Annotated in this window: 12 protein-coding genes; 3 read left to right on the top strand and 9 right to left on the bottom strand. The window is 68.5% G+C overall.

Going from position 1 to position 12,610, the window contains the following annotated elements:
* Window positions 1–58 precede the first annotated feature (58 nt).
* Window positions 59–517 carry an rRNA maturation RNase YbeY gene (gene ybeY, locus ACFPFG_RS14870; protein WP_183020104.1) on the bottom strand — a complete coding sequence of 153 codons (459 nt, stop codon included), beginning with the start codon at window positions 515–517 and terminating at the stop codon, window positions 59–61.
* A gap of 58 nt (window positions 518–575) precedes the next feature.
* Window positions 576–1,547 carry a PhoH family protein gene (locus tag ACFPFG_RS14865; protein ID WP_183020105.1) on the bottom strand — a complete coding sequence of 324 codons (972 nt, stop codon included), beginning with the start codon at window positions 1,545–1,547 and terminating at the stop codon, window positions 576–578.
* 125 nt (window positions 1,548–1,672) lie between these two features.
* Between ACFPFG_RS14865 and ruvA the strand changes: the two genes are divergently transcribed.
* Entirely contained in the window at window positions 1,673–2,245 is a 573-nt protein-coding gene (gene ruvA / locus ACFPFG_RS14860; protein ID WP_012203156.1) for a Holliday junction branch migration protein RuvA, read from the top strand.
* Between the two features lie 7 nt (window positions 2,246–2,252).
* Complete coding sequence (gene ruvB, locus ACFPFG_RS14855; protein ID WP_197953510.1) at window positions 2,253–3,323, top strand: Holliday junction branch migration DNA helicase RuvB; 1,071 nt, start codon at window positions 2,253–2,255, stop codon at window positions 3,321–3,323.
* 21 nt (window positions 3,324–3,344) lie between these two features.
* On the opposite strand, the gene ACFPFG_RS14850 is transcribed toward ruvB, so the two are convergent.
* From ACFPFG_RS14850 to ACFPFG_RS14830, 5 genes are all read right to left on the bottom strand, one after another.
* The gene (locus tag ACFPFG_RS14850) at window positions 3,345–4,061 is read right to left on the bottom strand and encodes an MgtC/SapB family protein (RefSeq protein WP_012203158.1); all 717 of its coding nucleotides are present in this window, start codon (window positions 4,059–4,061) and stop codon (window positions 3,345–3,347) included.
* 40 nt (window positions 4,062–4,101) lie between these two features.
* On the bottom strand, window positions 4,102–6,861 hold the full coding sequence (gene mgtA, locus ACFPFG_RS14845) for a magnesium-translocating P-type ATPase (protein WP_380107194.1): 2,760 nt from the start codon (window positions 6,859–6,861) through the stop codon (window positions 4,102–4,104).
* A gap of 18 nt (window positions 6,862–6,879) precedes the next feature.
* Window positions 6,880–7,278 carry a hypothetical protein gene (locus ACFPFG_RS14840; RefSeq protein WP_183020109.1) on the bottom strand — a complete coding sequence of 133 codons (399 nt, stop codon included), beginning with the start codon at window positions 7,276–7,278 and terminating at the stop codon, window positions 6,880–6,882.
* 212 nt (window positions 7,279–7,490) lie between these two features.
* Entirely contained in the window at window positions 7,491–7,727 is a 237-nt protein-coding gene (locus ACFPFG_RS14835; RefSeq protein ID WP_012203161.1) for a hypothetical protein, read from the bottom strand.
* Between the two features lie 291 nt (window positions 7,728–8,018).
* Window positions 8,019–9,854, bottom strand: coding sequence for a lysoplasmalogenase family protein (locus ACFPFG_RS14830; RefSeq protein ID WP_380110279.1), 1,836 nt, complete (start codon window positions 9,852–9,854; stop codon window positions 8,019–8,021).
* A 239-nt stretch (window positions 9,855–10,093) separates the two neighbouring features.
* Here ACFPFG_RS14830 and ACFPFG_RS14825 point away from each other — a divergent pair, with 239 nt between their 5' ends.
* Window positions 10,094–11,098, top strand: a complete 1,005-nt coding sequence (locus tag ACFPFG_RS14825; protein WP_380107190.1) for a Bug family tripartite tricarboxylate transporter substrate binding protein — start codon at window positions 10,094–10,096, stop codon at window positions 11,096–11,098.
* 24 nt (window positions 11,099–11,122) lie between these two features.
* On the opposite strand, the gene ACFPFG_RS14820 is transcribed toward ACFPFG_RS14825, so the two are convergent.
* Window positions 11,123–11,764, bottom strand: a complete 642-nt coding sequence (locus ACFPFG_RS14820) for a histidine phosphatase family protein (RefSeq protein WP_183020111.1) — start codon at window positions 11,762–11,764, stop codon at window positions 11,123–11,125.
* Between the two features lie 204 nt (window positions 11,765–11,968).
* A complete protein-coding gene (locus tag ACFPFG_RS14815; protein WP_183020112.1) occupies window positions 11,969–12,457 on the bottom strand; it encodes a YjjA family protein in 489 nt (162 codons plus the stop codon).
* Between the last annotated feature and the right edge of the window lie 153 nt (window positions 12,458–12,610).

The following is a 12,610-nucleotide window of genomic DNA, read 5'->3' as shown; positions in this document are numbered from 1 at the left end:
GCAAAAGTGCCTTCCGGGAAATGCGGCCGGCGACCGGCACGATTGTGGCACGGGCCGCCTACCTGGCGTAGGGGTCGGCAAAGCCCAGCTCGACCATGATGTCGGTCTCGTAGGCTTCCATTTCCTCGGCGTCCTGTTCGCTGGTTTCGTGGTCCCAGCCCTGGGCGTGCAGCGTGCCATGCACCAGCAGGTGGGCGTAGTGCTCCTCCAGCGTCTTGTTCTGCTCGCGCGCCTCGCGCTCGACCACGGGGGCGCACAGCACCAGGTCGGCCATGGCCGTGGGCTCCTGCTGGTAGTCGAAGGTCAGGACGTTGGTGGCGTAGTCCTTTTGCCGGTACTCGCGGTTGAGTTGCTGGCCTTCCTCGGCATCGACGATGCGCACGGTGATCTCGGCATCGACGGCCAGCGCGTGGCGTATCCAGCGCGTGACCTTGCTGCGGGACAGCACGGCGCGGTGGGCCGGCGCCTCGGCAAAGCGCGCGAATTGCAGGGACAGTTGCAGTTGGTTCAGGGACATGGGAGGTGGGCAGTGGGGCGCCCGTGGACGGGCGTCTGGGTCTTGTGCGGCGGACGGATCAGATGGCGGCAAGGCGGGTGGAGCTGCGCCGCGCAGGGGCCTGGCCGCGTGCGTCGTAGGCGTCCACGATGCGGGCCACCAGCGGGTGGCGCACCACGTCGGCGCTGGTGAAGTGGTTGATGGCGATGCCCTTGACGCGCTTCAAGACGCGCTCGGCATCGATCAGGCCGCTCAGGGCGCCCTTGGGCAGGTCGATCTGGCTGACGTCGCCCGTGACCACGGCGCGCGCGCCGAAGCCGATGCGCGTGAGGAACATCTTCATCTGCTCGGGCGTGGTGTTCTGCGCCTCGTCCAGGATGACGAAGGCGTTGTTCAGCGTGCGCCCGCGCATGAAGGCCAGCGGCGCGATCTCCAGCACATTGCGCTCGAAGGCCTTTTGCACCTTCTCGTAGCCCATGAGGTCGTAGAGCGCGTCGTACAGCGGGCGCAGGTAGGGATCGACCTTCTGCGTGAGGTCGCCGGGCAGGAAGCCCAGGCGCTCGCCCGCCTCCACGGCCGGGCGCGTGAGCACGATGCGCTGCACGGCGCTGCGCTCCAGCGCGTCCACGGCGCAGGCCACGGCCAGGTAGGTCTTGCCGGTGCCGGCCGGGCCGATGCCGAAGGTGATGTCGTGGCGGGCGATGTTCTCCAGGTAGGCCGACTGGTTGGCCGTGCGCGCGCGCAGGTCGGGGCGGCGCGTGGACAGCTGGATGGCGTCCTGGGGCTGCTCGATGAGTTCGGTGTCGCCGGCCAGCATGAGCTGCAGCGAATCGTCCAGGATGGGGTCGTCGGCCATCTCGTAGAGGGCCTGGAGCAGTTCCAGGGCGTCGTTGGCCTTGGCCTTGGGGCCGTCGATCTTGAATTGTTCGTGGCGGTGGGCGATCTTGACGCCCATTGCGATCTCGATGGTGCGCAGGTGCGCGTCGGCCGGGCCGCAGACGTGGCTCAACCGGTTGTTGTCGTGGGGTGTGAAGGTGTGGCGCAGGATCACGCGGATAATTCCAGAGATTCCGGGCGGCGGCCAGCGCGAGGGCGTGGTGCCATACCCTGTGAATGGGCCGGCGTTCGGTTGCGGACGGGCATGAAAAGCCGCCCCCAGGGCGGCAAAGGACACCAATGATAGGCAAATTGACAGGAACGCTGCTGGAAAAAAACCCGCCCGAGGTGCTGGTGGACTGCGGCGGGGTGGGCTACGAGGTGCAGGTGCCCATGAGCACCTTCTACAACCTGCCCGCCAGTGGGGCCAAGGTCAGCCTGCTGACGCACTTCGTGGTGCGCGAGGATGCGCAGCTTCTGTACGGCTTTGGCACGCACAGCGAGCGCCAGGCGTTCCGCGAGCTGATCAAGATCACCGGCATCGGCCCGCGCATGGCGCTGTCGGTGCTCAGCGGCATGAGCGTGGAGGACCTGGCCCAGGCCGTGACGCTGCAGGAGGTGGGCCGCCTGGTCAAGGTGCCGGGCATCGGCAAGAAGACGGCCGAGCGCCTGCTGCTGGAGCTCAAGGGCAAGATCGGCGCCGATACGGGCGCGCAGTCGCTGTTCGTGAACAACGACCAGAACGACATCGTGCAGGCGCTGATGGCGCTGGGCTATTCCGACAAGGATGCGGCCGCCGCGCTCAAGAAGCTGCCGCCCGACGTGGGCGTGACCGAGGGCATCAAGCTGGCGCTGAAGGCGCTGGCCAAGTGAGCGGCGCATGAGCATCCATACCGACGATTTCGGGCAGGGGGGCTTCCCGCCCGACAAGGCACCTGACAAGCCGCGCATGATCTCGGCCGCGCCGGTCTCGCGCGGGGAAGAGGCCATGGAGCGGGCGCTGCGCCCCAAGCTGCTGCAGGAGTACGTGGGCCAGGCCAAGGCGCGCGAGCAACTGGAGATCTTCATCGGCGCGGCCCGAAAGCGCAATGAGGCGCTGGACCATGTGCTGCTGTTCGGCCCGCCGGGCCTGGGCAAGACAACGCTGTCGCACATCATCGCGGCCGAGCTGGGCGTGAACCTGCGCCAGACCAGCGGCCCCGTGCTGGAAAAGCCCAAGGACCTGGCGGCGCTGCTGACCAACCTCGAAGCCAACGATGTGCTGTTCATCGACGAGATCCACCGCCTGTCGCCCGTGGTCGAGGAAATCCTCTACCCGGCGCTGGAGGACTACCAGATCGACATCATGATCGGCGAGGGCCCGGCGGCGCGCTCCATCAAGCTGGACCTGCAGCCGTTCACGCTGGTGGGCGCGACCACGCGCGCGGGCATGCTGACCAATCCGCTGCGCGACCGCTTCGGCATCGTGGCGCGGCTGGAGTTCTATACGGCCGAGGAGCTGGCGCGCATCGTGCGACGCAGTGCCGGCCTGCTGAGCGCGCCCATCGATGACGAGGGCGCCTTCGAGATCGCGCGCCGCTCGCGCGGCACGCCGCGCATTGCCAACCGCCTGCTGCGCCGTGTGCGCGATTACGCCGATGTGCGCGGCGACGGCAGCATCACGCGCGAGCTGGCCGACCGTGCGCTGGCCATGCTCGACGTCGATCCCCAGGGCTTCGACATCATGGACCGCAAGCTGCTGGAGGCCGTGGTGCACCGCTTCGACGGCGGCCCCGTGGGCCTGGACAACATCGCCGCCAGCATCGGCGAGGAAGCGGGCACCATCGAGGACGTGATCGAGCCCTACCTGATCCAGCAGGGCTTTTTGCAGCGCACGCCGCGCGGGCGCATGGCGACCCAGGCGGCGTACCGCCATCTCGGGTTGCCGGTGCCGGGCGACGACGCTTCCTGAGCGTCGCCGGGCTGTGCCGGCTCATTCCTCCGTGCCGGCGTTCCAGAAGGCCTGCAGCACGCCGGGCAGGGCCTCGATGGCGGCGATCACGCGGTCCAGCTCGTCGGAGTCCACCGAGGTGGCGTAGAGCATGGCCTCGATCTCCGTGTCCTGCGGGCCGAAGGCATGGGTTTCCACGCCGCGCACGGGGTAGCTGGCGTTCTCCAGCAGCTCCAGCATCTGCTCGCGCACATCGCCCTGGGCGCCGCGGTGGCAGATGGCGTAGACGTAGTAGGTCGACTCCGTGGATTCGTCATCCACCGGGCGGCGGTTGATGCGGTTGACCACGGGGCGCAGCAAGGTATTGCTGGCCAGCACGAACAGCGTGGCCAGGCCGGCCTCGGCCACCAGGCTGGCGCCCGCGCAGGCGCCCACGGCGGCCGAGCCCCACAGCGTGGCCGCCGTGTTCAGCCCGGTGATGTTGGCCCCTTCCTTCATGATGGCGCCCGCGCCCAGGAAGCCCACGCCCGAGACCACGTAGGCCACCACGCGCGTGGCGCCCTCGGCCCCGCCCAGGCGCACGGCCAGGTCCACGAAGACGGCCGCGCCCACGGCGACCAGGGTGTTGGTGCGCAGCCCCGCCGTGCGCTGGCGCACCTGGCGCTCCAGGCCGATGAGGGCGCCGAACACGAAGGCCGTGGTCAGGCTGACGAAGGTGTCCAGCATGGCGCCGGGGTTGAGGTTCTGCAGGGCCTGCATGGGGTTCCGGGCTTTCCTGGTGAATGGGTTGAAGGGTGCGTCACTGCCAGCCGTAGCGGCGGATGTAGACGCGCTTGAGCAGCGTGGCCAGGCAAGCGTAGCCCAGCAATATGGCAATCATCCACGGGAAGTAGGCCGCCGGCAGCGCCTGCAGCTTGAAGTAGCCGGCCAGCGGCCCCATCGGCAGGAAGATGCCGGCCGCCATCACGGCCGCCGTGGCCAGCAGCAGCGGCCAGGACGGGCGGCTTTGCAGGAAGGGGATCTTGGGCGTGCGGATCATGTGCACGATCAGCGTCTGCGTGAGCAGCCCGATGACGAACCAGCCCGACTGGAACAGCGTCTGCTGCTCGGGCGTGTTGGCGGCGAAGACGAACCACATCAGCGCGAAGGTCAGGATGTCGAACAGCGAGCTGATGGGCCCGAAGAACACCATGAAGCGGCCCAGGTCGGCCGGGTTCCAGCGCAGCGGCTGGCGCACCAGTTCGTCGTCCACGTTGTCGAAGGGGATGGCGATCTGCGAGAGGTCGTACAGCAGGTTCTGCACCAGCAGGTGAAGCGGCAGCATGGGCAGGAAGGGGATGAAGGCCGAGGCCACCATCACCGAGAACACGTTGCCGAAGTTGGAGCTGGCCGTCATGCGGATGTACTTCAGCATGTTGCTGAAGGTGCGCCGGCCCTCGATCACGCCCTGCTCCAGCACCATCAGGCTTTTTTCCAGCAGGATGATGTCGGCCGCTTCCTTGGCGATGTCCACGGCGCTGTCCACGCTGATGCCGATGTCGGCCGCGCGCAGGGCCGGGGCGTCGTTGATCCCGTCGCCCATGAAGCCGGTGATGTGGCCGTTGGCGCGCAGCGCATGCACGATGCGCTCCTTGTGCAGCGGCGTGAGCCGGGCGAACAGCTGGTGCCGTTCCACCGTCTGGCGCAGCATCTCGTCGTTCATGTGCTCGATCTGCGTGCCCAGGATGATGTGGTCTGCGGGCAGCCCCACATCGCGGCAGACCTTGGCGGCCACCAGTTCGTTGTCGCCGGTCAGCAGCTTGACGGCCACGCCGTGCGCGGCCAGGGCGGCCAGCGCCTCGGCCGTGGTTTCCTTCGGTGGGTCCAGGAAGGCGATGTAGCCGATCAGGGTCAGCTCCGACTCGTCGGCCACGCCGTAGTCGCTCTTGTGCGGCGGCACTTCCTTCATGGCCACGGCGACCACGCGCAGGCCCTCGCGGTTGAGTTCGCGCGTCACGCGGCGCACGCGGGCCAGCTGCTCCTCGTCCAGCGGGCGCGTGCCGTCGCCTTCGCGCAGCCGGGTGCAGGCGCCCAGTATCTCTTCGACCGCGCCCTTGCAGATCAGCTCGTGGTGGTGGTTGCGCTCGGCCACCACCACGGACATGCGGCGGCGCTCGAAGTCGAAGGGGATCTCATCGACCTTGCGGTAGTCCTCTGCCAGGCGCATCTGGGTGTGCAGCTCCACGTGTTCCAGCACGGCATGGTCCAGCAGGTTCTTCAGGCCGGTCTGGTAGTGGCTGTTGAGGTAGGCGAAGCGCAGCGTCTCGTCGCAGGGCTGGCCGAAGGCGTCGGTGTGGCGCTCCAGCACGATGCGGTCCTGGGTCAGCGTGCCGGTCTTGTCGGTGCACAGCACGTCCATGGCGCCGAAGTTCTGGATGGCGTCCAGCCGCTTGACCACGACCTTGCGGCGCGACAGCACCACGGCGCCCTTGGCCAGGGTGGAGGTCACGATCATGGGCAGCATCTCGGGCGTCAGGCCCACGGCCACGGACAGCGCGAACAGGAAGGCCTCGGCCCAGTCGCCCTTGGTGTAGCCGTTGATGAACAGCACCACGGGCACCATCACCGCCGCAAAGCGGATCAGCAGCCAGCTGACGCTGTTGACCCCGGTCTCGAAGGCCGTGGGCGCACGGTCGTTGGAGGTCACCCGCGTGGCAATGGTGCCGAAGTAGCTGCGGTTGCCCGTGGCCAGCACCACGGCCAGCGCCGTGCCCGAGACCACGTTGGTGCCCATGAACAGCAGGTTGCTGGCATCCAGCACGCCGGTGCCATTCGATGCACTGGCGTCGGCGCGCTTTTCCACGGGCAGGGATTCGCCGGTCATGGCGGACTGGCTCACGAACAGGTCCTTGGCGCTGAGCACGCGGCAGTCGGCAGGGATCATGTCCCCGGCCGACAGCACCACGAAATCGCCGGGCACGACCTCGCGCAGCGCCACCTCGTAGCGGCGCGCCTGCTGGCCGAAGCCGCTGTGCGGGGCGTCTGCGGAGTCGGCATCTGCGGGAGCCGTGGGGCCGCCATTGCGGCGCAGCACCGTGGCCGTGCTGCTGACCATGGCCTTGAGCCGTGCGGCGGCGCGGTTGGAGCGGCCTTCCTGCACAAAGCGCAGCAGCGTGGACAGCAGCACCATGGAGGCGATGACGACCGTGGCCTTCATGTCCTCGGTGGCGTAGGAGACCACGGCCAGCAGCGTCAGCAGCAGGTTGAAGGGGTTGCGGTAGCAGTACCACAGGTGCAGCCAGCCGGGCAGCGGCTTTTCGTGCTCGACCTCGTTGGGGCCGAGACGCGTGAGCGCGGCGCGGGCCTGCTCGCGGGTCAGGCCGTCTTCGCTGGAGCCGGTGCGCGCCAGCACGGCGGCGATGTCATCGCGCGAGGCGCGCAGCAGCTCGCGCGTGAGGGTCGGCGATACCGAGCGCGAGTGGTGCACGGCCGTGCCCGAGGGCAGGGCATTGCGCCGGAACAGCCCCAGGGCGTGGCGGCTGCGCAGAAACGCCTGGAACAGGTGCTTGAGGCTTTTCATGGTGACCTCCCTGGCGGCTCAGGCCTGGCTCGAACGAAGGGTGGCGCGCAGCCAGTGCCAGTTGCGCTGGCAGGCGCACAGCAGGCGGCGGCGCAGCGGCGGGCGGGTCACGGTGGCCGACTGCAGCCATTGACGCCGCGCATGGGCAGGCAGGTGGCGGTAGACCTCGGCGCGCTCCTGCGCCGCCAGCAGGGACAGAACGTCGGCCTGCTGGCGCTGCGTGAGCGCCACGAGGGCGTGGGCGAAGAGATCGGGGCCGTGTTGCTGCAGCAGGGCGTGCAGTTGTCCGGTATGGCGTGCCGCAATGGCGGCTTGCAGGGCCAGCTGCAGGGTGCCGGCGCGGGAGGTGTGGCTGGCGCGTGTGGCGGCCGGCGTGGCTGCGGACGTGGTGCGCAGCGCGGTGATGGCGTGTTGCATGGCGGGCTTCTTTCGTTGCGGCGGAAGAAGCCCGGCATCTGTCCATCAATGGACGTGCGTGGGTCTCCCGGCCGGGGCCTTGGGATGGGGCGGAAGGGCCGCAGTCATGTGCGGCCGGACCGTATCGGAGGGGTCAGGGCAAGATCGACTCGGATCGGGGTCCATGGAGGCGCTCCTTTCTGACGAGGGGACGGACAAGGCGGGCGGCGCGTTCAGCGCGGCTGCAGGCTCAGAAAGCTGCGGATGCGGTGCGTGGGCCAGTGGGTCTGCAGGTCCAGGTGCATGGCGTGCTCCATGGCCGAAGGGGCCTGGGCTTGCATCTGTGCCTGTGCCTTGGCCTGCATTGCTGCCTGGGAGGCTGCCACGCGCGTGCCGGTGGCGCCGGGGCAGGGCGCGGCAGTGGCAGGCTGCAGGCGTTGCATTGCGGGGCGGACGAACGGTGTGGACATGGCTTTCTCCTTGGCGAACCAGGAAGACCGCCGCGGGCAGGGCCGTCAAGCAGCGTGGGCCGGGCGCTGCTCGATGGCAGCCACACGGGCACGCGGTCAGTGACCAACAGCCATTGGAATCTTCGGTGCAGGAGCGGCACGCCTGATGCAGGCCAAGCGCCACTGCAGCGCCGGGCGGCGCGAAGATCCAAGGGGAAACGCAGCAATGGATGGAAGCTGACCGACATGGCCGCTCCCATCACAGGAGTCGGTCAGTCAGCCAGCAGCGAAGCCATTGCGGCGCGCTGTTTGTCACTGGTTGAACTGGCACTGTCCACGGACGGACTCCTGAAAATGCGATCCCTCGATTGTGCCTTGCGAGCTGCCTCGGGTCAACCCTGATGTCGATGCGCCACGGGCCAGCCAGCCCTGCACGATCAGCAGTTGCGCCGCGTAGTAGGTGGACAGCACGCCGGCTTGCGCACCATCGAAGGGCTGCACGAATCGGTTGATGGCCAGCAGCGAGTCGCTGGCCATGAAGAAGCAGGCACCCATGGCCACCTGCCAGGCCGCCTTGCCGCCCAGATGCCGCGCGCGGCCCAGGGCCTGCGCCGCCATCAGCGCAATGACCAGCACATAGGCGGCCACGGGCAGGCGCAGCGCGGCGGGCAGCCCGCCCTGCCAGAGCACGGCATACATGCCCGCGCCCAGGGCCAGCGTGGCGGCCAGCGAGGGCCGGTGTGCAAACCAGGGTGCATCCTGGCGCAGCAGCACGATATAGGCCAGGTGGGCCAGCAGGAAGCTGGCAAGGCCAGGGATGAACAGATCGGGCAGCATCAGGAACACGTCGCCCGCCAGGGATGCCGCCAATGCCGCAGCCAGCCAGCAGGCGCCGCGCGCGGGTTTCGCCAGTGCCGAGAAGGCCGCGCTGCCGCGCCACAGCTGCATGACGGCGATCAGCGCAAAGACCATGGCCAGCGGCTTGAACAGCCAGTGCCAGGACAGCATGTCCAGTGCACAGGTGGCGGTGGCCAGGGCGCCGGCCTCGATGGCCAGGGCCAGCCACAGGCTGATGCGCCCCTGCATGGCCGCGCCCAGCGCCCACTGGCAGGCCAGCAGCACGGCAAACCACAGTGCATTGCGGGCCGTCGAGGACTGGTCGGCATGCCAGAGAAACAGCGACACCCCGGCGATCAGCGCCACGAACTGCAGTCCCGCAAACCAGCGCAGGCCGCGCTCCATCCCGGGGGCGTAGAGCACGCGGTGCGCATCCAGGTCGAAGGCCGGCCTGGGAAAGCGCTGTGCCACGTCGGCAGGGCGCCATCCGGGCGGCTTGAGCCAGACGCGCAGCTTGTCGCCCCAGCGCCGCGCATGCCAGCTGTCGTGCATGAGTTGCCGGTACACCACGGCGTTGGCCCACAGCGGGTCCCAGCTTTGCAGCAGGCCGCGCGTGCCGTAGACGCAGGGCTCCTTGTCGTCCTCGGGCTTGAAGGTGCCGAACATGCGGTCCCAGACGATGAGGATGCCGCCGTAGTTCCTGTCCAGGTAGGCGTCGTTGACGGCGTGGTGCACGCGGTGGTTGCTGGGCGCGCAGAACCAGCGGTCGAACCAGCCCAGGCGCCGCACCTGCTCGGTGTGCACCCAGAACTGGTAGAGCAGATCGATCAGGCCCACGATGGCAAACACCAGCGGCGGCACGCCGACCAGCGCCATGGGCAGGTAGAACAGCCAGCCCAGCAGCGCGCCCGAGCTGGTCTGGCGCAGCGCCGTCGACAGGTTGTAGTCCTGGCTCTGGTGGTGCACTGCGTGGGCTGCCCAGAGCACGGCCACCTCGTGGCCCATGCGATGCAGCCAGTAGTAGCAAAAGTCGTAGAACAGCAGGGCCAGCAGCCAGCCGGGAATGCTGGTCCAGAAACCATCGTTGCGCCATAGCGCCAGGTGCTCGAAGGCCAGCGTGTACAGCCCCACGCGCAGCAGCGTGGTGAAGACGGCGCTGGTCTGGCTGAGCATGCCCAGGCTGATGGAGCTGACGGCATCGGCCAGCCGGTAGGCATTGCGCCCGCGCCACAGGCTCACGCCCCATTCCAGCGCGATCAGCAGCAAAAAGGCCGGCGTGGCGAAGACGATGATTTGGCTGGGTGAGGGCATCATGGCCCGCCAATTCTGGACAGGGCCGTTGCGCGGCGCCTTAGGCGTGAACCCTAGGACACGGAATCACAAGGGTTGAAACGGATTGCAATAAATAGGGCCTCATGGCATATGCATGGCAGGAAAATTGCGCCCTATGGCAGAATCGCCCGCTTTCCACGCGCTGGCCGTGCCTGCCTTGCAGGCTATTGCCAGCCCGCACCGCCTTCGCCGGCATGCGCCTCGCATGCCCAAGCCCCATGCCCTTGTCCCGCCGCTCCCTGCTATCGGCTGCCGCCTCACTGGCTGTGGCCCTTGCTGCTGCACACGCCGCCCATGCCGCGCCGGGCGCGGGCAAGCCTTGGCCGGCAGCCGGGCCCATCACCCTGATCGTGCCCTTTGGCGCGGGCAGCGACCTGGACGCCACGGCGCGGCTGATCGCCGAGAAGCTGGGTGCGCGGTTGCACCAGTCGGTGGTGGTGGACAACGTGCCGGCCTCGGGCGGCGTGCTGGGCGTGAGCAAGGTGGCTCGCTCGCACGCCGATGGCTACACGCTGCTGCTGGGCTTTGACGGGCCGGTGAGCATTGCGCAACTGGTGAACTCCTCCGTGCGCTATGACGCCGAGCGTGATCTGGCTCCCGTGGGCCTGATCACGGTGTCGCCCATGGTGATCGTGGCCCGCCCTGGCCTGCCGGTGCACAACCTCAACGAACTGATCAGCATGGCCCGCGCGAGGCCCGGCGCGTTGACCTACGCCACGCCGGGCGTGGGCACGGTGCTGCACCTGGCCATGGAGCGGCTGCAGGAGCGCGCCCGCATCCGCCTGGTGCATGTGCCCTACCGCGGCGTGGCCCAGGTCACCAGCGAGGTGATGGGCGGTCAGGTCGATCTGGGCATTCTGATGACCACCGGCGCCACGCCGCTGGTGCAGCAGAAAAAACTGGAAGGCGTGGGCGTGACCTCGGCGCAGCGCATCGATGTGATTCCCGAGGTCATGAGCTTTGCGGAGGCGCCCGATCTGAAGGGCTTCGACCTGGAGGCCTGGACCGGCCTGTTCGCACCCGCCCGCACGCCCGAACCCGTGATCGGCCGCCTGGCCGCCGAACTGGCCGAGGTGCTGAAAATGCCCGAGGTGCGCAAGCGCCTGCAGGACAGTGGCGCCACGCCCGGCTCGGGCACGCCGGCCACGTTCGCCCAGTTCCTGAAAAAGGAAAAGGCGAGCTACACGCAGATCGTCAAGTCCGCCAATATCCAGGTGGAATGAGGGGCTGCGCTGCAGCGCGGGCGTTCAGCTGAAGACCTCGTCGCGCGCACCGCCTTCCAGGTGCTGCACATCGCCCCAGCCGACCAGGCCCAGGCCCTGGGGCGTCCACAGCAGGCGGTTGATGGCCGCATTGCCCAGCGCCCAGGTGCGCGGCGCCTGGACTTCCTGGTGCGTGGCCAGGCGGTAGAGCACATCCATCACGCCGCCATGCGCCACGATCACGATCTGCTCGCCGGGATGGCCACTGGCCAGCCGGTCCACCGTGGCCGAGATGCGGTCGCGCAGCATCAGCAGCGACTCGCCGCCGCCTGCAGGCACGAACCCGGGATCGCGCTTGCGCCAGCGCAGCGCGTCTTCCGGGTGGGACGCCTCGATATCGTTGAAGGTCTGGCCCTCGAAGCTGCCGAAGCAGCGCTCGCGCAGGCCCTTGTCGGCCGTCAGCGCCGCCCCCGTGCTTGCGGCCACGGCCTCGGCCGTGACATAGGCACGCAGCAGGTCGCTGCTGTAGATGGCGGCCACCGGCTCGCCCGCCAGGGCCTTGCCGGCCTGGGCGGCCTGCCAAAGTCCCATGTCGTTCAGAGGAATGTCCAGATGGCCCTGGATGCGGGCGTCCACATTCCAGGCGGTTTCTCCGTGGCGGATGGCAATGATGCGCGTGGCTTGCATGAGGGGCTGGCGTGGGGTGCTGCAAAAAGGAGCAGGCATTGTCCCGCAAGCCAGGCAAGCCTGCATCGCGCGCCACCGTTGAAACTGGCGCGGCCCGACTCAGGGACGCCGATCAAGAGCCGCCTCGCGGCGGGGGCGCCCAGCCGAAGGCGTCGTCCCCCTCCGCGAAGCGAGAAGGGGGAAGCGGCGCAGCCGCTCAGGGGGTCAGATCAGCGATTTAGCGTTGTCCAGCACGAAGTCGCAGGCCTTTTCCTTGAGGTCGCCCTTGAGCTTGTCGATGCTGAAGCTCTTGCCGTTGGAGCCGGTGACCAGGCCGCCCAGGCCGTTCTGGAATCCCGTGTCCTTGGGCTCTTCCTGCTTTTGCATGCCCAGCTTGCCCAGCAACTGGTCCTTGACCTGGGCCGCCTTGTCGGCATTGAGGTAGTTGTTCTTCATGCAGTAGGAGATGACGCCTGCCGCATTGCCGGCCGTGGCCGAGGGGCTCAGGCCCAGGGCGGACAGCGCACCCGCACCGCCTGCCCCCGCGCCCAGCATGCCGCCGAGGCCGGAGCCGGCGCCTTCGCTGCTGGCCGCCTTGTCACCGCCCAGCCCGGAGGCCTGGCGCAGCGAATCGCCCAGGCCCGACGCCTGGGCAGGCAGGGCGCCCAGGCCCAGCAGTGCGCACAGCAGTGCGCTGGCAATGGATGTCTTCATGATGCTTCCTTTACGCGGGGAAACCCGCAGGCTCGATACAGGGCCTGAAATTAGCACGCCGTGCGGCGCAGGCCTGTGCCCGATTGCAAACCTTTGCCAGCCGGCCTGGGCGCGGTCTGCCGTGGATGGGCCGGGGCGGCCTTTCGCGTTTTC

Source organism: Delftia deserti, from assembly GCF_042653485.1.
Classification (GTDB): Bacteria; Pseudomonadota; Gammaproteobacteria; order Burkholderiales; family Burkholderiaceae_C; genus Comamonas; species Comamonas acidovorans.
This window is presented reverse-complemented; position numbering and strand designations above follow the sequence as displayed.

Coding starts and splice junctions, on each gene's coding strand:
- ybeY (WP_183020104.1), bottom strand. CDS start 517: ATGTCCCTGAACCAACTGCAACTGTCCCTGCAATTCGCGCGCTTTGCC.
- ruvA (WP_012203156.1), top strand. CDS start 1,673: ATGATAGGCAAATTGACAGGAACGCTGCTGGAAAAAAACCCGCCCGAG.
- ruvB (WP_197953510.1), top strand. CDS start 2,253: ATGAGCATCCATACCGACGATTTCGGGCAGGGGGGCTTCCCGCCCGAC.
- ACFPFG_RS14850 (WP_012203158.1), bottom strand. CDS start 4,061: ATGCAGGCCCTGCAGAACCTCAACCCCGGCGCCATGCTGGACACCTTC.
- mgtA (WP_380107194.1), bottom strand. CDS start 6,861: ATGAAAAGCCTCAAGCACCTGTTCCAGGCGTTTCTGCGCAGCCGCCAC.
- ACFPFG_RS14840 (WP_183020109.1), bottom strand. CDS start 7,278: ATGCAACACGCCATCACCGCGCTGCGCACCACGTCCGCAGCCACGCCG.
- ACFPFG_RS14835 (WP_012203161.1), bottom strand. CDS start 7,727: ATGTCCACACCGTTCGTCCGCCCCGCAATGCAACGCCTGCAGCCTGCC.
- ACFPFG_RS14830 (WP_380110279.1), bottom strand. CDS start 9,854: ATGCCCTCACCCAGCCAAATCATCGTCTTCGCCACGCCGGCCTTTTTG.
- ACFPFG_RS14825 (WP_380107190.1), top strand. CDS start 10,094: ATGCCCTTGTCCCGCCGCTCCCTGCTATCGGCTGCCGCCTCACTGGCT.
- ACFPFG_RS14820 (WP_183020111.1), bottom strand. CDS start 11,764: ATGCAAGCCACGCGCATCATTGCCATCCGCCACGGAGAAACCGCCTGG.
- ACFPFG_RS14815 (WP_183020112.1), bottom strand. CDS start 12,457: ATGAAGACATCCATTGCCAGCGCACTGCTGTGCGCACTGCTGGGCCTG.